Origin of the sequence: Corynebacterium sp. 5QC2CO (genome assembly GCF_024580435.1) — a bacterium.
Taxonomy (GTDB): Bacteria; Actinomycetota; Actinomycetes; order Mycobacteriales; family Mycobacteriaceae; genus Corynebacterium; species Corynebacterium jeikeium_D.
Window position 1 is genome coordinate 16,992 of record NZ_JANIKI010000014.1, and the last position, 20,950, is coordinate 37,941.

The window sequence follows — 20,950 nt, forward strand, 5'->3', positions numbered from 1 at the left end:
GTTCTCTCCTTACCCTATTCCTAGACGCGACGACGCTTCGGCGGACGGCAGCCGTTGTGCGGCTGAGGGGTCACATCCGAGATCGAGGACACCTCAAGGCCAGCGGCCTGGAGGGAACGGATGGCGGTTTCGCGGCCCGAACCCGGACCCTTAACGAAAACGTCAACCTTCTTCATACCGTGCTCCATGGCCTTACGAGCAGCGTTCTCGGCGGCCATCTGAGCAGCGAACGGAGTGGACTTACGAGAGCCCTTGAAACCGACGTGACCAGAGGAGGCCCACGAGATAACAGCGCCCTTCGGGTCCGTGATGGACACGATGGTGTTGTTGAAGGTGGACTTGATGTATGCGTGGCCCTGAGCCACGTTCTTCTTTACAACGCGACGGCCGGTACGACGGCCGCGTGCGGACTTCGGAGCTGCCATGTTTTACTTCTTCTTTCCGGCGATCGTCTTCTTCGGACCCTTACGCGTACGAGCGTTGGTCTTGGTGCGCTGACCACGGACCGGCAGGCCACGACGGTGGCGCAGACCCTGGTAGGAACCAATCTCAATCTTGCGGCGGATATCAGCCTGAACCTGGCGGCGGAGGTCACCCTCGACCTTCCAAGTAGCTTCAATCACGTCACGCAGCGCAGCAACCTGCTCATCGGTGAGAGCGTCGGTGCGCAGATCCGGAGAGATGCCGGTCTTCTCCAGCAGCTCATTGGCACGGGCGGGGCCGATGCCATAGATATAGGTAAGAGCGACCTCCATACGCTTGTTGCGTGGCAGGTCAACTCCAGCAAGGCGTGCCATACGGCAATTTCCTTCCGGTTGATGCGGTGGTTTACTCCACTGCCATCCTTCCCAGACCCGGCTTACTCGGTCGGACGCCGAGTCGCGCAGGTGTTATAGAAAGGCTCCAGCCACCGTTGCCGGAGGTATTCTCGCTTACTTCTGTGAAAAAGCTTTCATAAAGAACCGCCGCGCCAATCTGCTGAGACACCAGGTCTCAACATCACGCGGCCGTCACCAGAAGCAGCTAGGACGGTGGAGTTTCTGTCTAGTTAGTAAATAAGCCCATAACCACTACCAACAGTGGTCAGGTCGATTTACTTGTAGCGGTAGACGATTCGCCCACGCTCGAGATCGTACGGAGAAAGCTCCACTACGACTCGGTCTTCCGGGAGAATACGGATGTAGTGCTGGCGCATCTTGCCACTGATATGGGCGAGCACCTTGTGCCCGTTGTCCAGCTCCACTCGGAACATCGCGTTCGGCAAGGGCTCGACGACGCGACCCTCAACCTCAATTGCGCCTTCCTTTTTAGCCATGTCCTCCACGTCTCTCTGGCGGATACCCGGGACAATCCCGGCACCAGTTGGGAAATCTCTACTCTGCCTGGTGTTTTAGCAATTCCGTGCAGGGATAATCATCACTGCAGCGACACTGCACCCACACCATCGCCCAACTTTACACGCGACCTGCGTTTTTACCAAATAAGACCACTGTGGGACCACCTGCGGGCGCTGGCAGGCGGGTTGGCTCCACGCGCTCAGAATTCATCGCAGCCTTTATGGCAACGTTCTGACCTTTCGCGTGGCCCCTCCCGCACTAGTTATTCATATCGAGGAGTCAAAATACGGGGGCCGTCCGCCGTGGCGGCAACTGTGTGCTCCCAATGGGAGGCCGGCATTCTATCGGCGCTGACGACCGTCCAGCCGTCGTCAAGCTCATCACTACCCCACTCGCCGCCGAGAATGAGCATCGGTTCAATGGCCAATACGGAGCCTTCGACGATGCGAGGCCCCTTTCCTGCTTTGCCTTCGTTTGGCAGGAAGGGGTCCATGTGCATCTCGCGACCAATGCCGTGCCCGCCATATCCATCGACGATGCCGAGTTCAATATCGTGGTGCAGTTCAGCCTCACGGGTGGCCATTTCAAGCGCATACGAAATATCGGTGAGGCGAGCACCCGGAACCATGGCCTTAATACCTTCGGCGAGGACCTCTGATGTCGCAATGTTCAGTTTTTCGACATCTTCACTCAGCTTTCCGACGCCGAAAGTAAGTGCCGAATCGCCGTGCCAGCCATCCAGGATTGCGCCACAGTCAATTGAGACCAAATCGCCATCGGCGAGAACCGTAGACGAAGACGGAATGCCGTGGACAATCACTTCGTTCACCGATGCGCAGACAGATGCCGGAAATCCTTCATAGCCAAGGAAGGACGGCGTCGCGCCAGCATCGATAATGACCTGGTGCGCGATCTCATTGAGATCTGCCGTGGTGACCCCTGGCTTAGCGGCGTCTCGGCAGGCTAGCAATGCACGACCGACGATCTCGCCGGCCGCTTGCATCGCATCCAATTCTCCCTCGGTGCGGGCAGGAACTACTTTGCGGCGGCGTCGAAAACTCATCACGGTGGTTGAGTCTACTCTGACTTAAAAGGGAACCACCGGCTAGCCGCATCCCGCCACCTACGAGGGCATCGTTCGGATCGCTGCCACTTCCGAGCAATTTACACCCAAAGATGAGCTGCCCTACGATAACTGGCATGCATTCACTGTTGAAGTCCGCGCAGACTGCGGGCGTTGTTATTGCTGCCAGCTCGCTTTTCCTGATTGGCGCATGCTCAAGCAACCCCGAACCGTCGCCAGCGCCGACTGTCCCCTCCACTTCCCCTGCCGCGGAATCGCCGGAGGCCCCTGGAAGCACCTCGGGTTTCATGGGCTCCTCTGCACTGCCTGAGTCGATCCAAAACTTCACACCTGATGGAATTAAGGAGGCGATTGGCAGCTGCGTCGAGTCGGATGACTCTAAACCCGTCATTTTTGGCAGCGAGAGCGTACATGGCTTCACCTGCGTAATGGCAGTTGGCGACGGTGGCACCGCAATGCTCAGTACGGCCGAGGACCCGGCCACTGTCGAGCGCATTAACGAAAAGGCCGAGTCCGTCGAAAACTACGCGCCATACGAGCTACCCGGCAAGCACGCCTTTAGCGGCATCAACAAGGGATCCCCTTTCGTTATGGTTATCGACGAGGATAACCGCATCTACCAAGAGTTCGTTTTCGCGAATATTGGCGCCGAGGCCGCACAACCGCTTATCGACGAAATCATTCAGGACTTCCAGTAGCCCTCACTATCGGCTGCCCCTGCCCGACCCCAGCCCCCAACAAACCGCCCACACAAAAAAGCCGCCCTTCCAAACCTCAACGGTTCGAAAGGGCGGCTTCAACAACCATCTACAACCGGCAAACCCATCGGCCCCTGCCAGCGAAAAAGCTAGAGCGTCTAGTTACCGGTGTGCCAGGAGCCTAGTTCAGCTTCTCCAGCTCAGCCATCGTGCGCTCGTTAATCTCCTCAACGGATCCCTCGGCGGCAATCTTGATGATCTTCTCCGAGTAGTAATCCAGCAAAGGAGCGGTCTCATTGGTGTACACGTGCATGCGGTTGCGGATGACCTCTTCAGTGTCGTCTGCGCGACCACGGGCCAGCATGCGCTCGACTACGACATCCTCAGAAACGTCGAACTGTACGACCGCATCCAGCTCAGTACCGAGGTTAGACAGCAGACGCTTCAGCTCTTCTGCCTGACCAACAGTGCGCGGGAAGCCATCCAACAGGAACCCCTTGGCAGCGTCGTCCTCGTTCAGACGGGACTCGACCATACGCACAGTCACGTCGTCCGGAACAAGGTTGCCGGCGTCGATGTAGGACTTCGCCTCAATGCCGAGCGGAGTACCTTCACCGATGTTTGCGCGAAACAGGTCACCGGTGGAGATGTGCGGGACACCGAGCTTCTCCGAGAGGATAGCTGCCTGAGTGCCCTTGCCTGCACCGGGAGGACCTACAAGTACGAGTCGCATTACTTCAAGAACCCTTCGTAGTTACGTTGCATCATTTGGCTTTCAACCTGCTTGACCGTCGTCAGCGCAACACTGACCAGAATCAGCAGGGCTGTACCTCCAAACATACCGCCTGTACCGGAGTTCGCGTCGCCAAGCCCCATATCAAGAGCGACATTTGGCAGAACAGCAATCAGCGCCAGGTACAGCGAGCCGACAGTCAGCAGGCGAATCAGGACGTAGGACAGGTATTCAGCAGTCGGACGTCCCGGGCGGAAGCCCGGAATGAATCCGCCATACTTCTTCATGTTCTCCGCCTGCTCGTGCGGGTCGTACTGCACGGAGGTGTAGAAGAAGGAGAAGAAGATGATCATCAGGAAGAACAGCAGAATGTACTGCCAACTGGACGGCGCCAGCAGGTACTGAATGACATTGCGCTGCCACCAGTTGTCCATGTTCGGATTCGACTGACCGGACTGAACAATCTGGGTAATCAGAACCGGCACGTAAATCAGAGAGGACGCGAAGATGACCGGGATAACACCGGCCTGGTTCACCTTCAGCGGCAGGTAGGTGGAAGATCCGCCGTACTGACGACGACCAACCATGCGCTTTGCGTACTGCACCGGAATACGGCGCTGTCCCTGCTCAATGAAGATAACGCCGATGATGAGAATCAGCACCGCAACGATCACGGTGGCGAACACGACACCGGTAGTGGAGCGCAGAATGTTCGCGCCCTGTGCCGGCATACCAGCGGCAATACCGGCGAAAATCAGCAGCGACATACCGTTGCCGACGCCTCGGTCAGTGATGAGCTCACCCATCCACATGACCAGCACGGCACCGGAGGTCATCACAACGACCATCACCACGAGGTCAAAGACACCCGCATCCTTAACCAGCAGCGACTGCGAGCCGCCCAGCAGGGCGCCACGGTCTGCCATGGCCACAATGCCTGCAGACTGCAGCAACGCCAACGCCACTGTGAGGTAGCGGGTGTACTGGGTCATCTTTGTCTGACCCGACTGCCCTTCCTTCTTCAACTGCTCAAAGTGTGGAATCACCACCGTGAGCAGCTGGACGATAATCGAGGCCGTAATGTACGGCATAATGCCGATGCCGAAAATCGCCATCTGCAGCAGAGCGCCACCTGAGAACAGGTTGATCAGCGAGTAAACGCTGGACTGATCTTTCGAAATCTGCTCGAGCTGCGCGTTGACCAACTGGTAGTCGATACCAGGGGTTGGAATCTGCGAGCCGATTCGGTACAGAATGATCATCGTCAGAGTGAAGAAGATCTTCTTACGCAAATCGGGATCGCGCAACGCCGCAATGAGACCGGAAGCCACGTGCATCCTCCCGAGGTCAAGAAATCCGTTTCTCCCACGCTTTTCCCGAAAGACTTACCCGCTTAGCCGCCAGTAGTCTCCCGTTTTAGTTAAGCAACGCGGATGACGTATTCCTCAAACCTTTAATTGACAGTATTTGACGTAGTGAGTCTACCAGCGTTTCTCCACATCGTCGCAATACGCCTCCATATCACCGTTAGTACAGTGCCCCGCCAATCGCCTCTTTTCGCTTGACGACGATCCCAGCGCCCTTCCCCTCTGAGCCCCCGCCCCTCTCTGTGCTCCACCCAACTTTCTCAAACAAAACTTGAACAGTGTTAAAGTTTTGCTCTGTGAGTACCTACAGCATTCGCATGCGATCCAGCGCCGATGACTGCCATATCTCTGGCGCTGAGCGTCTTGCACCGGCCGTCGAACTACCTCAGCTGGCTTCTGCAATGACTAGCCGTGCACTTCACCACGACAAGGGTCGAGCCGACACAATTCACATCACTGTGGACAAGGTTGAAGAGCCGACTATCGGCACCGTGCCCGCGTTGACTCCCTTTCTAGAGTCGAACCCCAGCCCTGAGGACGCACGCAATCTCATTGCTCAACGCCTACGCACTGCAGGTATACAGGCAGCCGATATCGCCGTCGAGATGGCCTATTCACTCACAGGTCTCCGCGGCGCCGCCCTCATCGATGCCTCCTCCGGTGAGCGGCTCGACCCAAACCCTGCCCGCGGTGTACGGGTTTCCACTTTTGATGCCATCTCGCACCCCAGCAAGGACTGCACCAAGGACCATTTTCACGAGGCGCTCATCCTCGCATCTAAGGTTCACAGCGCCCCGGGTATCGTCGCAGAAATTTGCCTCTCCGATGACCCCTTTTACACGCGCGGATATCTCGCACTGGACGGGGTCTTCCACCGTATCCCAAATATCAAGGACCACGGCAGCACTCTTGGTACTCGCATCTTCATCGTTGAACCCGGCACCGATATCCCCGAGCTAATCGATTACCTGGAGAACGCGCCGGTCTACGTCGAGCTCCCAGCTGACGCCAGCTCCTCGCCGGACGCTACCACCCCAAACAACGACCTCTCAGCAATCGCCGCCCAAAGGAACACTGCCTGGGCCGTTGAAGGACTTGCCCGCACACTACGCACTTTCGAAACCGCACAACTGCCACACAGCCGAATTGACGGAACCGACTATTTACTGTTTTCTTCTTCGGACTACCTCGGCCTGTCCACGCACCCTGAGCTCATCTCAGCTGCCACCGAGGCAATTGGACATTTCGGCACCGGTTCCGGCGGCTCTCGTCTGACCACCGGCACTAGCATCCACAGCGCACTTGAGAATGAACTCGCGCAGTTCTTCGGTTTCGACGATGCCGTTCTCTTTGCTACTGGCTACCAGGCGAACCACTCAACCATCGCTGCCATCGCCACCGCCGACGTTGAAATCTTCTCCGACGCCGCCAACCATGCTTCCATCATCGACGGATGCCGTAATGCTCGAGCTAAGGTCACAGTCTTTCCGCACGCTGACTACCAGGCACTCGATCATCTCCTCGCAGCATCGAGCGCCCGCCACAAGCTTGTCATCTCCGACTCCGCGTTCTCCATGTCAGGCGAGGTCATCGACGGCCCCGCACTCGAGCGCACCTGTCGCCGTCACAACGCATGGCTGATGCTTGACGACGCCCACGGCGTCGGCGTTATCGGAGAACAAGGTCGTGGCACTGCAGCGCACCTGGGCATTCGCCCGGACATTGTGGTCGGCACCGCGAGCAAGGCTCTCGGTGTCGAAGGAGGATACGTTCTCTGCTCGGCACCAGTTGGCGAACTGCTACGCAATCAAGCCCGTAGTTTCGTGTACTCAACGTCGATGAACCCCGGTTCTGTCGCAGCTATCCGTGCAGCGTTGAAGCAGTTGGAGGCTGGGGACGTCGTCAAGCGATTGCAGCGTAATATTGCGCGCGTCCGCTCCCTGGTTGGCGCACAGTCAGACCTCGCATCTGCGATTATCCCGCTGCCCATCGGCGACGAAGCCGAAGCGATGGACGCCTCAGCACAGTTGGCGGAGCTAGGCGTATTCATACCCGCGATTCGCTATCCGACGGTTCCTCGTGGTGAGGCAATGTTGCGTTTGACCATTACCGCACTCCATACGGACGCTGACATTGACCAACTGGAGCGAGCTCTGCGCAACACCGGCCTGCTGTAAGCCAGCGGTTTGCGCTGCCCTCCCCTCCCCTTTCCTCCCCCCCCTCAATACAAAAAGAGCTCTTAACCACTTGGGTTAAGAGCTCTTATGTTAAAGCTTAAATGCTTTAGGCCTCAGTGACAGAGCCGCCTGCAGCCTCGATCTTGGACTTTGCGGAGCCCGAGAACTTGGTTGCGGTGACGTTGACGGAGACGTTGATGTCGCCGTCGCCGAGGACCTTCACCGGCTGGTTAGCGCGGACAGCGCCCTTTGCAACCAGGTCGGCGATGGTGATGTCGCCACCGTTCGGGAACAGACGCTCCAGATCCGAAACGTTGACCACCTGGAAGGTGACCTTCGCCGGGTTCTTGAAGCCCTTCAACTTCGGCAGGCGCATGTGAAGTGGCATCTGGCCACCCTCGAATGCTGCCGAAACCTGCTTGCGGGCCTTGGTGCCCTTGGTGCCGCGACCAGCGGTCTTACCCTTGGAAGCCTCACCACGGCCGACGCGAGTCTTCTTCTTCTTAGCACCCGGAGCCGGGGCCAAGTCGTGGAGCTTAATTGGTTCGCTCATGGTTTACCTACTCCCCCGCTACTTCTTCAACCTCGACCAGGTGACGCACAACGTTCACAAGACCGCGCACAGCCGGAGTATCCGGGCGAACGGCGGAATCGTTGATGCGCTTCAGGCCGAGGGTGCGCAGCGAATCCTTCTGCTTCTGCTTGGTACCAGCGGTACCACGGACCTGGGTAATCTTCAGTGCCATGGAAATCACGCTCCCTGACCTGCGCGTGCGCGCAGCATACGTGCTGGGGTGACCTCTTCGAGGGACTTGCCACGACGTGCGGCGACCTCTTCAGGGCGAACCAGCTGCTTGAGAGCATCAACGGTTGCGTGAACAACGTTGATGGAGTTGTTGGTACCCAGCGACTTGGACAGAACATCCTGAACACCGGCGCACTCGAGAACCGGGCGGACAGCACCGCCGGCAATCAGACCGGTACCCGGAGCAGCCGGGCGCAGCAGCACGATGCCAGCAGCGGTCTCACCCTGAACCGGGTGGGTGATGGTGCCAGCAATCATCGGGACGCGGAAGAAGTTCTTACGAGCCTCTTCAGCACCCTTCTGGATAGCTGCCGGTACTTCCTTGGCCTTGCCGTAGCCGACGCCGACCATGCCCTCGCCGTCACCGACGATGACCAGAGCGGTGAAGCTGAAGCGACGACCACCCTTGACGACCTTGGAAACTCGGTTGATAGTTACTACGCGCTCGATGTACTGCGAACGCTCGTCCTGCTGGCGACGGTCGTTACCGCGGCCACCACGACGGTTGTTGTTCTTGTTGTCAGCGGAGTTACGTCCGCCTTCGCGCTTATCGCGTTCCGACATCACGCATTCCTTCCGTTGGACTTGTAAGTGCGCATTAGAACTTCAGACCACCTTCACGGGCAGCCTCGGCCAGAGCAGCAACGCGGCCGTGGTACTGGTAGCCACCGCGGTCGAAAACGACCTTCTCGATGCCAGCATCCTTAGCGCGAGCAGCAATCAACTCGCCGACCTTGGCGCTCTTGGCCTTCTTGTCGCCCTCGAAGCCACGGAGATCTGCGTCCAGAGTGGAAGCAGCTGCCAGGGTACGACCGATGGAGTCGTCGATAACCTGAGCAGTGATGTGGCGGGAAGAGCGGTGCACCACGAGGCGCGGTGCCTCGGAGGTGCCGCGGACGTTCTTGCGCAAGCGTGCGTGACGGCGGGCACGGGCGACACGACGACGAGTCGAGATGTCCTTGCCTACCGGGAGGCGCTTTTCGTTGGTGTTGCTCATTACTTACCCGTCTTTCCGATCTTGCGACGGATCTGCTCGCCATCGTAACGAATGCCCTTGCCCTTGTAAGGATCATCCTTACGCAGACGACGGATGTTAGCTGCGAGCTGTCCGACCTGCTGCTTATCAATACCTGTGATCGACAGCTTGGTGGTGCCGTCGACGTCGAAGGTGATACCTTCCGGTGCTTCGATCAGGACTGGGTGCGAGTAGCCCAGGGAGAACTCGAGGTCCTTGCCCTTCTTGGCGACACGGTAACCGACACCGAAGATTTCCATCTTGATGGTGTAGCCCTCGGTCACACCGACAACCATATTGTTAATCAGCGAACGGGACAGGCCGTGCAGGGAGCGGCTCTTGCGGTGGTCATCCGGGCGGTTGACCACAATCTCATTGTCCTTCAGCTCAACGGTAATTGGAGCCGGGATGGAGACAGACAGCTCGCCCTTCGGGCCCTTGACGGAAACGTCCTGGCCGTTGACCTGGGCAGTAACGTTTGCCGGGACAACGACAGGGTTCTTACCAATACGAGACATTGTGTAGTTCCCCCTTTACCAGACGTAAGCGAGGACTTCCCCGCCAACCTTCTTCTCGTAAGCCTGACGGTCAGTCAGCAGGCCCTGAGACGTGGAGATGATAGCCACGCCCAGGCCACCGAGGACCTTCGGCAGGTTAGTGGACTTTGCGTAAACACGCAGACCCGGCTTGGAGACGCGACGCACGCCAGCAATCGAACGCTCGCGGGACGGGCCGTACTTCAGGTTCAGGGTCAGGGTCTTGCCGACCTTGGCATCCTCGACTGCGTAGTCCGCAATGTAACCCTCAGACTTGAGGATCTCGGCGATGTTAGCCTTCAGCTTGGACGACGGCATCGAGACAGAGTCGTGGTACGCGTTGTTAGCGTTGCGCACGCGCGACAGCATGTCGGCGATTGGGTCAGTCATGGTCATGGTTAGTGACCGCTTCCTTTCTCGCTGCGGTTCCTTCCCACCTCGTGGCTAACTCCAATGACCGCGCAAACAGCAACTGTCACACGGCGAAAGCTTAAGTTGGAGCGATTACCAATATCGTGATTCCGGCGATTTAAGGGCTACTGTTCGCCAACTCGGTTCAATAGCCGAGTCAGCTCGCCACCCAGGTGACACCAGAGACGATGCGAGGCGAGGGGCCTACAGCAAAGTTCTTACATTTTTACTGCCGCACCTCTTATAGAGGGCAGACCTGGTGATACTAACAAATACCAGCCGAAATGCAAAAACGCCGCAGACGGACGTTAGTCCGCTCGCGGCGTGAAGCCCCACCAATTAGCAGTGGAACTCAATTCCTAGCCGACATGGCGCCGGCTAGAGGAAATTAGTAAAGCTGGTCGGCGATGATGTTACCCATTGCCTTTTCACCGGCCACCGTCGGGTGGTTGGTCATCGGGCCCATCACCGGATCTGCGAAACCGGCGACGAAGCGCTCATCCGGGTTCGGGTTGCAGGTACCGTGGCCGAGGGTTGCCTCGTAGACGTCAATGAAGCCGGCGCCTACGTGCTGAGATGCAGAGCGAATGCTGTCACGGAATGCACCCTGGATCTCGCTGCCACCCGGTGCCGGGATTGGGAAGGTCTGGTCCGAGGTGTTTACCAGGCACAGCTGGTCATTAGTGGCGTACTCAGGGTACGAAGCCAGGACGACCTGAGCGCCCGGAGCAACCTGGTGGACGCGGTCAGTGAACTGACGCAGCGTCTGCTTGAACGCGGAAGGAGCCTGGGGATCCGGCTTTGCGACAAGCTCGCCTGCCACGTCAACCCACTGGACCCAATCCATGCCGCCGTACATCAGGACAACCTTCTCGGTGCCCTCTCCGATGTCGCCGTACTGGATGGAAGCCTCCAGGTATGCGAGGAGCTGACCCGGGAAGCCGCCAAGACCGTTACAGGACCAGTCACCCAGGGACTTGTCCAGCTTCGAAGCTGCAATCTTCGGCCAGTTTTCCATGTCGGTAGCGCAGTTAGCGACCAGTGCGTTCTGTCCCGGCGCCAGGCCACGCGGGCCACCCTTACCGGCATTAGCGGTGAAGGAGTCACCGAAGGTGACAATCTGCTTGACGCCCTTCGGACCGGTGTCGCCGATACCCGGAATCGGAATGTTCGGCATTTCCGGCAGTGCCGGCTGTGCGTTGGCGGCACCTGCGCCCAAGCTCAGACCCAGAGCCGCAACAGTTGCAATAGCAGCCGAGCGGACGGCCACGGAGAAGTTCTTCATGTAGTTAATCCCTTTGCGTTTTAACTTAAGAGCCGCTCTGAGTAGAACCACTGGCTCAATCACACAGAAGCTGAAGCCACTTAAGTCTTGCCCAAATTGATAACGACCACAATGCATTTTGGCGGCCGTCACTATGACGAATGGCAGTTTACAACGAAATCATCACGAATGCCTAACTTTCAACTGAGAAACCTTGTGGCTTTACTAATTTTCAACCCCCCAAAAAGGGTCAACTTCCACACCAGCAACACTGGTAACTTTTACGCAGGCCCCGCACAGCGACTTCACTCCCCCACGAACATAAGCAGTTAACAGAGCAGCAAAAAGCCCCGGAGGCCAAGCGGCATCCGGGGCTTCAGGCAAAAGCTACCGAAGAGGAAAAACTACTTCTTGAACGGGAAGCCCAGCTCGCGCAGCAGCGCGCGGCCTTCCTCGTTGTTGGTAGCGGTGGTCACGACGGTGATGTCCATACCGCGCGGGCGGTCAATCTTGTCAACGTCGATCTCGTAGAACATGGTCTGCTCAGACAGGCCGAAGGTGTAGTTACCGTGACCATCGAACTGCTGATCAGACAGACCGCGGAAGTCGCGGATTCGCGGCAGAGCCACGGTCAGCAGACGATCCAGGAACTCCCACATACGGTCGCCACGCAGGGTGACGCGAGCGCCGATGGCGTCGCCTTCACGGAGCTTGAAGTTAGCGATCGACTTGCGAGCACGACGGGTCTCCGGCTTCTGACCGGTGATCAGAGTCAGGTCGTTGATAGCACCGTTGATCTGCTTCTTGTCCTGAGCAGCAGCGCCGACGCCCATGTTGACGACGACCTTGGTGACGCCCGGAATCTGCATGACGTTCTCGTAGGAGAACTCTTCCTGCATCTTGCCGCGAATCTCATCGCGGTAACGGGCCTTCAGACGAGGGGTGTAATTTTCGCTCATGCTTAGATGTCCTTCCCGGTACGGCGGGAGATGCGAACCTTCTTGCCGTCCTCATCGAAGCGGTAACCAACGCGAGTCGGGGTACCATCTTCGTCGACCAGCATGACGTTCGACACGTGAATCGGAGCTTCCTGAGTGACAATGCCACCCGAGGATGCACCGCGCTCCGCAGCGGAGTTTGCAACGTGCTTCTTGATACGGTTAACGCCCTCGACCAGGACCTTGTCGCGCTTCGGGTAGGCCTCGATGACCTTGCCCTGAGCACCCTTGTCCGGACCGGAGATAACCAGCACGGTATCGCCCTTACGGATCTTCACTTAAATCACCTCCGGTGCGAGCGAGACAATCTTCATGAACTTCTTGTCACGCAGCTCACGCGCGACCGGGCCGAAAATACGGGTGCCCTTTGGCTCACCGTCGGCCTTGATGATGACAGCTGCATTCTCGTCGAACGAAATGTAGGAGCCGTCCGGACGACGGGTCTCCTTCTTCGCACGGACGATGACTGCCTTAACGATTTCGCCTGCCTTGACGTTGCCGCCCGGAGTAGCTTCCTTGACAGTTGCGACGATGGTGTCGCCAATGCCAGCGAAGCGTCGGGTCGAGCCGCCGAGAACGCGGATGCACTGGATTTCACGTGCACCAGTGTTGTCGGCAACGCGCAGACGGGATTCCTGCTGAATCACTGCGTTTCTCCTGACCTGGTTGCATTGTGCGTCAGATTTCCGTCCTAAACGCACGCGGTCTTTATGTCTTGCGTTTACGCTTTACGACGAAAGCACCTGCTAGAGGCGGCTTTCATATCGCTTTGACCTCGTGCTAACTACGGCCTTAAACCGTTGAGAGCAGCACGCAGCCACTTCGCGCAACCTGTGTATTATGGCACGTTCGTGCGGGACAACAAAATCCCTTAGTTTCATGCCCCCAACATGGTTTATGCCTTCTGCGGCAACCATATACTGAGACAGTGACAAATCAACATTCCGAGAGCGCTCAGGCACAGCCAGCACAGACGCTGCCGGTATCGCTACTTGCCGGCTTGGCCTTATTATCCGCAGCCGCTCCGTTCGGCGCAGATACATATCTGGCATCCTTCGTGGAGATTGCACGCGAGTTCTCTAGCACCGAATCCACGGTTCAGCTCACGCTGACAACCTTCATGATTGGCATGGCTGCTGGGCAGCTCGTCATTGGCGCCCTCTCCGATAGTTTAGGTCGCAAGAAGCTGCTTCTCATTGCGACTTTGGTGTTCTTGGGATCGTCAATCCTCTGCGCAGTAGCACCGAATATTGGCACGCTTATTGCAATGCGCCTGTTCCAGGGGTTAGCTGGCGGCTCCACGGTTGTTCTGGCTCGTTCTGTGGTCCCAGACCTCTTGACGGGCAAGGCATCAGCGAAAGCTTTCTCTACCCTCATGGGTATTTCCTCCATCGCCCCGGCAATCGCTCCCCTTGTGGGCGGTTTTCTAGGCCCCGCATTCGGCTGGCGCAGCGTGTTCTGGTTTCTCGCAGCCATCAACGTCGCGATGGTCGCGATTGTGGTTCTGATGGTTCCGGAAACTCTGCCGCCTGAGCGACGCTCCACAGGTGCTCTGCGCAATCTCCTGCCCAATATTGGCAGGCTGCTGCGGCGGCCAGTATTTGTCGGCTACTTGTTGGCTTTCGCTGGTGGCTTCTCGGTGATGTTTTCCTATATCGCTGCGTCACCCTTTATTTTCCAGGAGCTGCTGGGGCTAACCCCTACTCAGTTTTCTCTTGTGTTCGCATCCAATGCAGCGATGTTGACATTTGTGTCAATCCTCAACGGCAAGATGATCAACCGGCTTCATCCCCGCAAAGGCATTTTAGTTGCCCTTACGGTCATGCTCGTGACGTCGATAGGCCTAATTATTAATGCCCTCGTCGGGATTACCTTCTTCACTACTTGGCTGTTGCTGTTCATTACGGTACCGATGATGCCGCTGGTCTTCGCCAATGCCACGGCACTCGGAATTGAGGAGGTTCGAGATATCGGAATTGGCTCAGGTTCCGGTCTCATGGGCTTCACACAGTTCCTCGCGGCCGCCACGGTTTCCCCATTGGTGGGGCTTGGTTCCAATCTGCCCCTCTCGATGGCTATTTCGATGTTGACCTGTGCATTGATCGCGCTGACGGCGGTGTTGGCATTGACGCGCGCCGGCCTCCACAAACGCTCACACCGACTTCCATAAAAGCGACGCGCGAGAGGACTCCCCGCGTTTCACTTCACTGGTTGAGAATGTGCCCGAATCGGCATTAAATCGATGGTGAGGCCTCGTACCACCCGTAGGCATGGGGCTGACATGGAAGAAAGGTCCTGCCATGACCACGCATGCACATCCTCATGAACCACATAAGGCATCTGAGTCGGCGAAGCTCAACTGGCTTCGCGCCGGAGTTCTCGGAGCAAACGACGGTATCGTCTCCACTGCGCTGATCTTGCTCAGCGTGATTGCAGCAGGTTCCTCTCGCGAAGCCATCCTGACTGCTGGCGCCGCGGCCGTTATTGCTGGTGCCATCTCGATGGCCCTGGGTGAATACGTCTCGGTTTCAACCCAGCGCGATACTGAGCGAGCACTGATTGCCAAAGAAAAGGCCGAGCTTAAGAACTTTCCAGATGAAGAGCATAAAGAGCTCGTGGGCATTCTCTCTGGCTACGGCATCCCAGAACATATCGCCGAAGATGCTGCCCACGGCATCGCACAAAGTGATCCGCTGGCAGCTCACCTAAAGCTGGAATTGGGCATTGACGGTGAGGAACTTACCAACCCCTGGGCCGCTGCCGGTTCTTCGGCACTGTCGTTCCTACTCGGCGCCATCCTGCCAATGATTGCGGCACTGATCTTCACGGGCCCCACCTCTGGCGCAATCGCAGTCACCGTTGTCACCATCGTGACTCTGGCCTTGACCGGCTACATCAGCGCCAAGCTCAGCTCCACGCACTCCGGCAAGGCTGCGCTACGCCTGGTGATTGGTGGTGCACTCGGTTTGCTTGTGTCCTACTTCGTCGGTCTGCTCTTCGGGCAGGCTGTCGGTTAGGACGTCAGATAGGCGGCCAGTTAGCACGCGGCGAAGCTCAAAAACTAGTCAACATAGCTGGTCTTCGTCTGGTTCAACCAGGCGTAGACGGCGCCGATTCCCAGGCCACCACCTACGAAGTTGCCCAGCCACACGGCCACCCAGTTACCGGTTATGTGCAGACCATCGAAGCCTGCAGGATGCGGATCAGCGAAAAAGGCCAAGGAAAACAATGAGAAGTTCGCAATCACGTGCTCGAGTCCGAGGCCGACGAACACTGCAATAATCGGCAGAATCACAGCGAACTTCGAAATGATTTCTTTGGCTTGTAGCGCACCTAGGACAGCCATATTGACCACGAAGTTCGCACCCATGGCCTCTACGAAAGCGCCGAAGAACGGCTTGGCCAGCTTCCCCTCAGCCAAGGTGGAAATCAGATGTGTGTCATCAATCCCACCGAGCTTGGCGCTCTGGCTGAGCACCAGCGCCACAATCGCCGCACCGATGAAGTTGTAGAACGTAGCGACGGCCACCATTCGAAAGGCAACTCCCCACGCCATGCGTCCGCGCGCGGCGGACCAGGACACAAACATCATGCTGCCGGTCGCCAGCTCTGCACCGAGCACCACAATGGCGAACAGCCCAAGCCCGAATAGGCACGCAAAAACCAGTCCCCCGGTCCCCGGCGCGACGCCCTCTGCTACTTGGCCAGCGACCGCTGCAAAGGCCGTCCCGAGCGTCAGGTACATACCCGCCAGGACCGCTCGCACGGCAAATCGTCCGTAGTCCTGCGTCAGCAGTTCCTGTTTCTTGTCGCCAGCCGTATCCAGCGTTTCGTATAGCGTCACCGCCGAAGCCTTTCCCTGCGTGCCGTTAATTGCAGTTATTCGCATAAAAGAATAACGACAGGCTGACGCGGAATCGCAACCGCTTTACGACGATCACAGCGCCCTACCCCCGCTCAAGAACGGCAACCAGAAACTGAGAATCATTGCCAAAGGGACGAAGATCCCACGTGGAGTAACGCTGGACCACAGTGAGCCCAGCCTCCTGCGCAGTCGTTTCAAAATCGGCAAAGTCCCAACCACGACCAGCGCCGAAGCCGATAATGGCACGACCGTTCTCCGGATTCAGCACCTCCGCGAAGCCCTGCAGTACCTTCGCGCGGTCTTCTGGCGCTACGAAAGTCAGCACATTGCCGGGGCAAATAATGACATCGAAAGCGGATACCGTGTCATCGTGGGGAGTGTTCTCAAGGCCGTCGTCAAGCACGTGGGGCAGCTGCGCCAAGTCCCCTACCAACCACGTCGCATCCGGGAACTGTCGCTTTGCCTCGTCGATGAGATAGGGGTCGACATCGACACCGACGACTCGATGACTAGCCTTCGCTAGGTAACCGCCGACGCGCCCCTGCCCACAGCCGGCATCCAGGATTCGAGCGTGGCGAGGCACCATTGCATCCACCAACCGCGCCTCGCCGTCAATATCGCGGCCCTCGCGCACGAATCCCCGCCAGCGGTTGGCGTAGCGGCGGGAATGCTGCGGATCGGCGGCGATAATTTCTTTCCAAGTGCGGTGATTGTGGGTGCCATTGCTCATGGCCACCATTATGGCGCAGTTGGTCTCTTTTCTATACCGCCGACGTCCCCTGCGCGACGGGACTAGATTCCCAATACTGACTTAGCGATCAGGAAGTAGATGATCAGACCGGAGGCATCTACAAGAGTGGTAATGAACGGGTTAGCGAAGACGGCTGGGTCAATGCCGAACTTCTTACCAATCAGCGGCATGATGCCACCGACAGTTGCCGCGAGAGTACAAATACCCAGCAACGTCAGGCCAATCACTAGGCCAATGTCCCAGCCGTAAACCAAGCCAGCTAGCAGCAGGCCGAGAGTACCCAGCAGCAGGCCGAGGAACGCACCGACCCTCACCTCTCGGAGAATGACCTTGAATATATCGCGGGGTTGGACATCCCCCAGCGCCAACGCACGCGTAATCGTAGTTGCTGCCTGGTTACCGGTATTGCCACCTGTACCGATCAGCAGCGGCACGAATACCGAGAGAACCACCATCTGAGAAAGAGTCTCTTCGAAAGTTTCCAGGACTTGCACGGTCAATGTTGCACCGATAGCAAGCACGAGCAGCCACACCACGCGAGAGCGAACAATCTCGAAAATGGGCGTCGCGAGATAGGGCAAGCGCAGAGGCTCAGAACCGGAAATACGAGCTTGGTCCTCAGAGTCTGCCTCTTCCAGAATCCGGAGGGCGTCGTCCACCGTGAGCAGACCGATAACACGCCGCTCGCTGTCGACAATCGGCAGAGCTAGGCGCTTACGATCAGCGCACATGCGGGCTACCTTCTCTTCGGATTCGGTCGCCTCCGCGTAATCGGCCTTCCGCAAAATCGCCGCAACATGGATATCACTGCTGGCACGCATCAAGTCACGAAGACTAACCACGCCCACCAGGCGACGATTCCGGTTCGAAACCGGCAGGGTGTAGATGGATTCGGCATCATCCAGATGATTGTAGACGGTCTCCAGAGCCTCCCCCACCGTCATATCGTCGTGAAGCGACACCAGCTCCGGGCTCATCCGACGCCCAATGGAACCATCGGGGTAACCGAGGACGATGTTGGTCAGCTCTCGCTCATCATCCGGTAGATCGGCGAGCAGTTTTGCAGCGACAGACGCAGGCAGCTCGTCGAGCAGTTCTGCTCGATCGTCCGGTTCCATGTCCGCGAAAACTGCGGTAACTTCAGGATCACGGAGGCTGTCGATCAGGTGCGCCTGCAGAGCCGAGTTCAGCTCATCAAAGGTTTCGACCGCCGTGTCTTTCGGCAGTGTGCGGTAGAACAGCGCACGTTCCTCATGGCTGAGGCGGCGCATCTTTCGAGCGGCAGCCTTGGGCTCAATATCAGTTAAGAGCCGTGACAACGTCGCCACGTCATGTGAGCGAAGCGCGGACTCGAGATCTCGATCATCAATCCTGGTCACCTCAGTAGTCACCGAACTTCTCCCCTCACAAAGCACAAATCTTCGCCAATGCTATCAGAGATAAAAACCCACCAAACCTGCACTGAGGGGATTAGAAACACGAAGAAACATGGCTTCCTAAAAAACAAAACCCCCGCCACAGAAAACACTTTCGTGTTTCCCGCGGCGGGGTTCTCGTCGTAAAGCCCTAGCTGATTGCTCAGCTGACGGGTCTTACTTAGCCTTCTCGACGATCTCGAGCAGGCGGTAGTGCTTGTCCTTGGAGAGCGGACGGCACTCTTCGATGCGGACGCGGTCGCCCACGCCAGCCTCTTCGTTCTCGTCGTGCGCCTTGACCTTAGAGTTCGTGCGCATGATCTTGCCGTACAGGGCGTGCTGCTTGCGGTCCTCGAGCTCGACGACGATGGTCTTCTGCATCTTGTCGGACACGACGTAACCGGTGCGCACCTTGCGTGCGCCAGCCTCGGTGGTGTTCATGTTTTCCTCACTCATGCTGCATCACCATCGGTTGGTGCAGCAGACAGGCCGAGCTCGCGCTCACGCATAACGGTGTAAATGCGAGCAATATCCTTGCGGACAGTGCGGAGACGGCGGTTGTTGGTCAGCTGACCGGTAGCGCTCTGGAAACGGAGGTTGAACAGCTCCTCCTTAGACTCCTTGAGCTTGGCAACCAGGTCATCGTTATCCAGCGAGCGAAGCTCGTGGGCGGGAATGCCGTTCGACATCAGTACTGATCCTCCTTCCGAACGATTCGGGTCTTGATCGGCAGCTTAGCGCCTGCGCGCTTCAGTGCCTCGACAGCGACTGCCTCGTCCGGGTAGGACATCTCGAACATGATGCGACCCGGCTTGACGTTTGCAATCCACTTCTCGACCGGGCCCTTACCGGAACCCATACGAACACCCAGTGGCTTCTGGGTCAGCGGACGGTCCGGGAAAATCTGGATCCAGACCTTACCACCACGCTTGACGTGGCGGTTGATAGCAATACGCGCTGCCTCAATCTGACGGTTGGTGATGTAGGCCGGCTCGAGAGCCTGGAGACCGTAGTCACCGAAAGTCACCTTGTTGCCGCCCTTGGACATACCAGAACGGGTCGGGCGGTGCTGGCGACGGAACTTAACGCGCTTCGGGATGAGCATGAATTAGCCCTCCTTCTTCTCAGATGCACGCTGACGACGCTTGCCACCACGACGCGGGCGGTCGTTGCCGCGACGCTGGCGGTCGTTGCCGGCGTTGATCTCGGACTCGCGACGGCCACCGATCACGTCACCCTTGTAGATCCACACCTTGACGCCAATGCGGCCGAAGGTGGTGTGAGCCTCGTGGGTGCCGTAGTCGATCTCCGCACGCAGGGTGTGCAGCGGAACGCGACCCTCGTGGTAGCGCTCGGTGCGGCCCATCTCGGCACCGCCGAGACGACCGGAGCAGACAACCTTGATGCCCTTGACGTGCGGCTGACGCATTGCAGACTGGATAGCCTTGCGCATTGCACGACGGAAAGCGACACGGTTGGCGAGCTGCTCAGCGATGGACTGAGCAACCAGCTTCGCATCCGCGTCAATGTTCTTGACCTCGAGGATGTTCAGCTGAACCTGCTTGCCGGTGAGCTTCTCGAGCTGGCCGCGGATGCGGTCAGCCTCGGAGCCACGACGACCGATAACGATACCCGGGCGAGCGGTGTGGATGTCCACGCGCACGCGGTCACGGGTGCGCTCGATAACGACATCGGAGATGCCGGCGCGCTCAAGACCGGTGGACAGCAGATCGCGGATCTTGATGTCCTCGGCCAGGTAGTCAGCGTACTGCTTGTCGGCGTACCAGCGGGACTTCCAGTCGCTGGAAATACCGAGGCGAAGACCGTGTGGATGGATCTTCTGTCCCACTATCGGTCACCTTCCTTCTGGCTCTCGACGACCACGGTGATGTGGCTGGTGCGCTTGCGGACGTGGAAAGCACGGCCCTGCGCACGCGGGCGGAAGCGCTTCATGGTCGGTCCCTCGTTGGCGTAAGCCTCAGAGATGACCAGAGTACGACGGTCCAGGCCGAAGTTGTTCTCAGCGTTTGCAGCTGCAGACGCAACAACCTTGGCAACCGGATCAGCAGCACCCTGCGGAGCGTACTCCAGGATGTTCAGTGCCTCGTCGACGGACTTACCGCGAACGGTGTCCAGGACGCGACGTGCCTTCATCGGAGTAACGCGGACGAAGCGCGCAGTTGCGCGTGCAGAAGTAATGTCGTTGCTCATGGCTTATCGACGTCCCTTCTTGTCATCCTTGACGTGACCCTTGAAGGTCTTGGTCGGGGCGAATTCGCCCAGCTTGTGGCCGACCATAGAGTCATCCACGAACACCGGCACGTGCTTGCGACCGTCGTGAACGGCGAAGGTGTGGCCGATGAAATCGGGGAGAATCGTGGAGCGGCGAGACCAGGTCTTGATGACCTGCTTGGTGCCCTTCTCGTTCTGTGCATCGACCTTCGCGAGGAGGTGCTCATCGACGAACGGGCCCTTCTTAAGGCTGCGTGGCATT

At 58.1% G+C, this 20,950-nt stretch carries 29 protein-coding genes and 1 pseudogene; 5 read left to right on the plus strand and 25 right to left on the minus strand.

From position 1 onward, the window contains the following. Positions 1–20: 20 nt before the first annotated feature. From rpsK to map, 4 genes are all read right to left on the minus strand, one after another. The gene (rpsK, locus tag NQ014_RS09785) at positions 21–425 is read right to left on the minus strand and encodes a 30S ribosomal protein S11 (RefSeq protein ID WP_016422078.1); all 405 of its coding nucleotides are present in this window, start codon (positions 423–425) and stop codon (positions 21–23) included. 3 nt (positions 426–428) lie between these two features. Further along, positions 429–797, minus strand: coding sequence for a 30S ribosomal protein S13 (gene rpsM / locus NQ014_RS09790; protein ID WP_005509836.1), 369 nt, complete (start codon positions 795–797; stop codon positions 429–431). A 296-nt stretch (positions 798–1,093) separates the two neighbouring features. Continuing rightward, a complete protein-coding gene (gene infA / locus NQ014_RS09795) occupies positions 1,094–1,315 on the minus strand; it encodes a translation initiation factor IF-1 (protein ID WP_016422077.1) in 222 nt (73 codons plus the stop codon). 284 nt (positions 1,316–1,599) lie between these two features. Then, positions 1,600–2,400, minus strand: a complete 801-nt coding sequence (gene map, locus NQ014_RS09800; RefSeq protein ID WP_257075127.1) for a type I methionyl aminopeptidase — start codon at positions 2,398–2,400, stop codon at positions 1,600–1,602. 137 nt (positions 2,401–2,537) lie between these two features. On the opposite strand from map, the gene NQ014_RS09805 reads away from it, so the two are divergent. After that, entirely contained in the window at positions 2,538–3,119 is a 582-nt protein-coding gene (locus tag NQ014_RS09805; protein WP_257075094.1) for a hypothetical protein, read from the plus strand. A gap of 181 nt (positions 3,120–3,300) precedes the next feature. Here the strand turns inward: NQ014_RS09805 and NQ014_RS09810 are convergent, their stop codons facing one another. Both NQ014_RS09810 and secY read right to left on the minus strand, forming a co-directional pair. Beyond that, entirely contained in the window at positions 3,301–3,852 is a 552-nt protein-coding gene (locus NQ014_RS09810) for an adenylate kinase (RefSeq protein ID WP_005509947.1), read from the minus strand. Continuing rightward, positions 3,852–5,183: a preprotein translocase subunit SecY gene (gene secY, locus NQ014_RS09815; RefSeq protein ID WP_257075096.1), complete on the minus strand. Its 1,332-nt coding sequence runs from the start codon at positions 5,181–5,183 to the stop codon at positions 3,852–3,854. The genes NQ014_RS09810 and secY overlap by 1 nt, the downstream gene beginning before the upstream one ends. A gap of 353 nt (positions 5,184–5,536) precedes the next feature. Between secY and NQ014_RS11000 the strand changes: the two are divergent. Together NQ014_RS11000 and NQ014_RS11005 are read left to right on the plus strand one after the other, a co-directional pair. Beyond that, positions 5,537–6,196: pseudogene (locus NQ014_RS11000) on the plus strand (6-carboxyhexanoate--CoA ligase); the annotation flags it as partial. 78 nt (positions 6,197–6,274) lie between these two features. Next, positions 6,275–7,396, plus strand: a complete 1,122-nt coding sequence (locus NQ014_RS11005; RefSeq protein WP_373467723.1) for an aminotransferase class I/II-fold pyridoxal phosphate-dependent enzyme — start codon at positions 6,275–6,277, stop codon at positions 7,394–7,396. 106 nt (positions 7,397–7,502) lie between these two features. On the opposite strand, the gene rplO is transcribed toward NQ014_RS11005, so the two are convergent. The 10 genes from rplO to rplN all read right to left on the minus strand — a co-directional run bounded on the left by rplO (position 7,503) and on the right by rplN (position 13,072). After that, positions 7,503–7,949, minus strand: a complete 447-nt coding sequence (gene rplO, locus NQ014_RS09825) for a 50S ribosomal protein L15 (protein WP_005509936.1) — start codon at positions 7,947–7,949, stop codon at positions 7,503–7,505. A 7-nt stretch (positions 7,950–7,956) separates the two neighbouring features. Beyond that, a complete protein-coding gene (rpmD, locus tag NQ014_RS09830) occupies positions 7,957–8,142 on the minus strand; it encodes a 50S ribosomal protein L30 (RefSeq protein WP_257075099.1) in 186 nt (61 codons plus the stop codon). 5 nt (positions 8,143–8,147) lie between these two features. Further along, positions 8,148–8,765: a 30S ribosomal protein S5 gene (gene rpsE, locus NQ014_RS09835; protein ID WP_005510059.1), complete on the minus strand. Its 618-nt coding sequence runs from the start codon at positions 8,763–8,765 to the stop codon at positions 8,148–8,150. A gap of 34 nt (positions 8,766–8,799) precedes the next feature. Beyond that, the gene (gene rplR / locus NQ014_RS09840; RefSeq protein WP_005510009.1) at positions 8,800–9,198 is read right to left on the minus strand and encodes a 50S ribosomal protein L18; all 399 of its coding nucleotides are present in this window, start codon (positions 9,196–9,198) and stop codon (positions 8,800–8,802) included. Then, positions 9,198–9,734, minus strand: coding sequence for a 50S ribosomal protein L6 (gene rplF / locus NQ014_RS09845; protein WP_005509895.1), 537 nt, complete (start codon positions 9,732–9,734; stop codon positions 9,198–9,200). The genes rplR and rplF overlap by 1 nt, the downstream gene beginning before the upstream one ends. 15 nt (positions 9,735–9,749) lie before the next feature. Further along, positions 9,750–10,148 (minus strand): 30S ribosomal protein S8, encoded by a 399-nt coding sequence (gene rpsH, locus NQ014_RS09850; RefSeq protein ID WP_005509822.1) that lies wholly within the window; start codon positions 10,146–10,148, stop codon positions 9,750–9,752. 403 nt (positions 10,149–10,551) lie between these two features. Next, positions 10,552–11,448 carry a GDSL-type esterase/lipase family protein gene (locus tag NQ014_RS09855; RefSeq protein WP_257075100.1) on the minus strand — a complete coding sequence of 299 codons (897 nt, stop codon included), beginning with the start codon at positions 11,446–11,448 and terminating at the stop codon, positions 10,552–10,554. 383 nt (positions 11,449–11,831) lie between these two features. Continuing rightward, positions 11,832–12,386 (minus strand): 50S ribosomal protein L5, encoded by a 555-nt coding sequence (gene rplE, locus NQ014_RS09860; RefSeq protein ID WP_005509901.1) that lies wholly within the window; start codon positions 12,384–12,386, stop codon positions 11,832–11,834. Positions 12,387–12,388: 2 nt separating this feature from the next. Further along, on the minus strand, positions 12,389–12,703 hold the full coding sequence (rplX, locus tag NQ014_RS09865) for a 50S ribosomal protein L24 (protein ID WP_005509963.1): 315 nt from the start codon (positions 12,701–12,703) through the stop codon (positions 12,389–12,391). Then, the gene (gene rplN, locus NQ014_RS09870; RefSeq protein ID WP_038627660.1) at positions 12,704–13,072 is read right to left on the minus strand and encodes a 50S ribosomal protein L14; all 369 of its coding nucleotides are present in this window, start codon (positions 13,070–13,072) and stop codon (positions 12,704–12,706) included. It lies immediately after the preceding gene. A gap of 281 nt (positions 13,073–13,353) precedes the next feature. Here rplN and NQ014_RS09875 point away from each other — a divergent pair, with 281 nt between their 5' ends. Both NQ014_RS09875 and NQ014_RS09880 read left to right on the plus strand, forming a co-directional pair. Further along, on the plus strand, positions 13,354–14,595 hold the full coding sequence (locus NQ014_RS09875; protein WP_257075102.1) for a multidrug effflux MFS transporter: 1,242 nt from the start codon (positions 13,354–13,356) through the stop codon (positions 14,593–14,595). Between the two features lie 130 nt (positions 14,596–14,725). Next, entirely contained in the window at positions 14,726–15,442 is a 717-nt protein-coding gene (locus NQ014_RS09880) for a VIT family protein (RefSeq protein WP_257075104.1), read from the plus strand. 44 nt (positions 15,443–15,486) lie between these two features. Here the strand turns inward: NQ014_RS09880 and NQ014_RS09885 are convergent, their stop codons facing one another. The 9 genes from NQ014_RS09885 to rpsS form a co-directional block, all read right to left on the minus strand. Next, the gene (locus tag NQ014_RS09885; protein ID WP_257075108.1) at positions 15,487–16,269 is read right to left on the minus strand and encodes a formate/nitrite transporter family protein; all 783 of its coding nucleotides are present in this window, start codon (positions 16,267–16,269) and stop codon (positions 15,487–15,489) included. A gap of 103 nt (positions 16,270–16,372) precedes the next feature. Further along, on the minus strand, positions 16,373–17,029 hold the full coding sequence (locus NQ014_RS09890; RefSeq protein WP_257075109.1) for a bifunctional 2-polyprenyl-6-hydroxyphenol methylase/3-demethylubiquinol 3-O-methyltransferase UbiG: 657 nt from the start codon (positions 17,027–17,029) through the stop codon (positions 16,373–16,375). A gap of 53 nt (positions 17,030–17,082) precedes the next feature. Further along, entirely contained in the window at positions 17,083–18,432 is a 1,350-nt protein-coding gene (gene mgtE / locus NQ014_RS09895; RefSeq protein ID WP_257075111.1) for a magnesium transporter, read from the minus strand. Positions 18,433–18,633: 201 nt separating this feature from the next. Beyond that, positions 18,634–18,912, minus strand: coding sequence for a 30S ribosomal protein S17 (gene rpsQ / locus NQ014_RS09900; RefSeq protein ID WP_048760623.1), 279 nt, complete (start codon positions 18,910–18,912; stop codon positions 18,634–18,636). Next, positions 18,909–19,145, minus strand: coding sequence for a 50S ribosomal protein L29 (gene rpmC, locus NQ014_RS09905; protein ID WP_005509851.1), 237 nt, complete (start codon positions 19,143–19,145; stop codon positions 18,909–18,911). The genes rpsQ and rpmC overlap by 4 nt, the downstream gene beginning before the upstream one ends. Further along, entirely contained in the window at positions 19,145–19,561 is a 417-nt protein-coding gene (rplP, locus tag NQ014_RS09910; protein ID WP_048760621.1) for a 50S ribosomal protein L16, read from the minus strand. The genes rpmC and rplP overlap by 1 nt, the downstream gene beginning before the upstream one ends. Positions 19,562–19,564: 3 nt before the next feature. Then, positions 19,565–20,305 carry a 30S ribosomal protein S3 gene (gene rpsC / locus NQ014_RS09915; protein WP_016422058.1) on the minus strand — a complete coding sequence of 247 codons (741 nt, stop codon included), beginning with the start codon at positions 20,303–20,305 and terminating at the stop codon, positions 19,565–19,567. Then, a complete protein-coding gene (rplV, locus tag NQ014_RS09920) occupies positions 20,305–20,667 on the minus strand; it encodes a 50S ribosomal protein L22 (RefSeq protein WP_005509775.1) in 363 nt (120 codons plus the stop codon). The genes rpsC and rplV overlap by 1 nt, the downstream gene beginning before the upstream one ends. Before the next feature lie 3 nt (positions 20,668–20,670). Next, the gene (rpsS, locus tag NQ014_RS09925) at positions 20,671–20,949 is read right to left on the minus strand and encodes a 30S ribosomal protein S19 (protein ID WP_005509882.1); all 279 of its coding nucleotides are present in this window, start codon (positions 20,947–20,949) and stop codon (positions 20,671–20,673) included. Between the last annotated feature and the right edge of the window lies 1 nt (position 20,950).

What these genes read in the sequence shown, in the direction of transcription:
- NQ014_RS09890 (WP_257075109.1), bottom strand. Translation starts at nt 17,029, where the DNA reads ATGGTGGCCATGAGCAATGGCACCCACAATCACCGCACTTGGAAAGAA.
- rplF (WP_005509895.1), bottom strand. Translation starts at nt 9,734, where the DNA reads ATGTCTCGTATTGGTAAGAACCCTGTCGTTGTCCCGGCAAACGTTACT.
- rplV (WP_005509775.1), bottom strand. Translation starts at nt 20,667, where the DNA reads ATGAGCAACGACATTACTTCTGCACGCGCAACTGCGCGCTTCGTCCGC.
- rpmD (WP_257075099.1), bottom strand. Translation starts at nt 8,142, where the DNA reads ATGGCACTGAAGATTACCCAGGTCCGTGGTACCGCTGGTACCAAGCAG.
- infA (WP_016422077.1), bottom strand. Translation starts at nt 1,315, where the DNA reads ATGGCTAAAAAGGAAGGCGCAATTGAGGTTGAGGGTCGCGTCGTCGAG.
- rpsM (WP_005509836.1), bottom strand. Translation starts at nt 797, where the DNA reads ATGGCACGCCTTGCTGGAGTTGACCTGCCACGCAACAAGCGTATGGAG.
- map (WP_257075127.1), bottom strand. Translation starts at nt 2,400, where the DNA reads ATGAGTTTTCGACGCCGCCGCAAAGTAGTTCCTGCCCGCACCGAGGGA.
- rplO (WP_005509936.1), bottom strand. Translation starts at nt 7,949, where the DNA reads ATGAGCGAACCAATTAAGCTCCACGACTTGGCCCCGGCTCCGGGTGCT.
- NQ014_RS09810 (WP_005509947.1), bottom strand. Translation starts at nt 3,852, where the DNA reads ATGCGACTCGTACTTGTAGGTCCTCCCGGTGCAGGCAAGGGCACTCAG.
- NQ014_RS09880 (WP_257075104.1), top strand. Translation starts at nt 14,726, where the DNA reads ATGACCACGCATGCACATCCTCATGAACCACATAAGGCATCTGAGTCG.
- rpsQ (WP_048760623.1), bottom strand. Translation starts at nt 18,912, where the DNA reads ATGAGTGAGGAAAACATGAACACCACCGAGGCTGGCGCACGCAAGGTG.
- NQ014_RS09855 (WP_257075100.1), bottom strand. Translation starts at nt 11,448, where the DNA reads ATGAAGAACTTCTCCGTGGCCGTCCGCTCGGCTGCTATTGCAACTGTT.
- rplP (WP_048760621.1), bottom strand. Translation starts at nt 19,561, where the DNA reads ATGCTCATCCCGAAGCGCGTTAAGTTCCGTCGCCAGCACCGCCCGACC.
- rpsE (WP_005510059.1), bottom strand. Translation starts at nt 8,765, where the DNA reads ATGTCGGAACGCGATAAGCGCGAAGGCGGACGTAACTCCGCTGACAAC.
- rplE (WP_005509901.1), bottom strand. Translation starts at nt 12,386, where the DNA reads ATGAGCGAAAATTACACCCCTCGTCTGAAGGCCCGTTACCGCGATGAG.
- NQ014_RS09805 (WP_257075094.1), top strand. Translation starts at nt 2,538, where the DNA reads ATGCATTCACTGTTGAAGTCCGCGCAGACTGCGGGCGTTGTTATTGCT.
- rpsH (WP_005509822.1), bottom strand. Translation starts at nt 10,148, where the DNA reads ATGACCATGACTGACCCAATCGCCGACATGCTGTCGCGCGTGCGCAAC.
- rpsK (WP_016422078.1), bottom strand. Translation starts at nt 425, where the DNA reads ATGGCAGCTCCGAAGTCCGCACGCGGCCGTCGTACCGGCCGTCGCGTT.
- rpsS (WP_005509882.1), bottom strand. Translation starts at nt 20,949, where the DNA reads ATGCCACGCAGCCTTAAGAAGGGCCCGTTCGTCGATGAGCACCTCCTC.
- rpmC (WP_005509851.1), bottom strand. Translation starts at nt 19,145, where the DNA reads ATGTCGAACGGCATTCCCGCCCACGAGCTTCGCTCGCTGGATAACGAT.
- rplR (WP_005510009.1), bottom strand. Translation starts at nt 9,198, where the DNA reads ATGAGCAACACCAACGAAAAGCGCCTCCCGGTAGGCAAGGACATCTCG.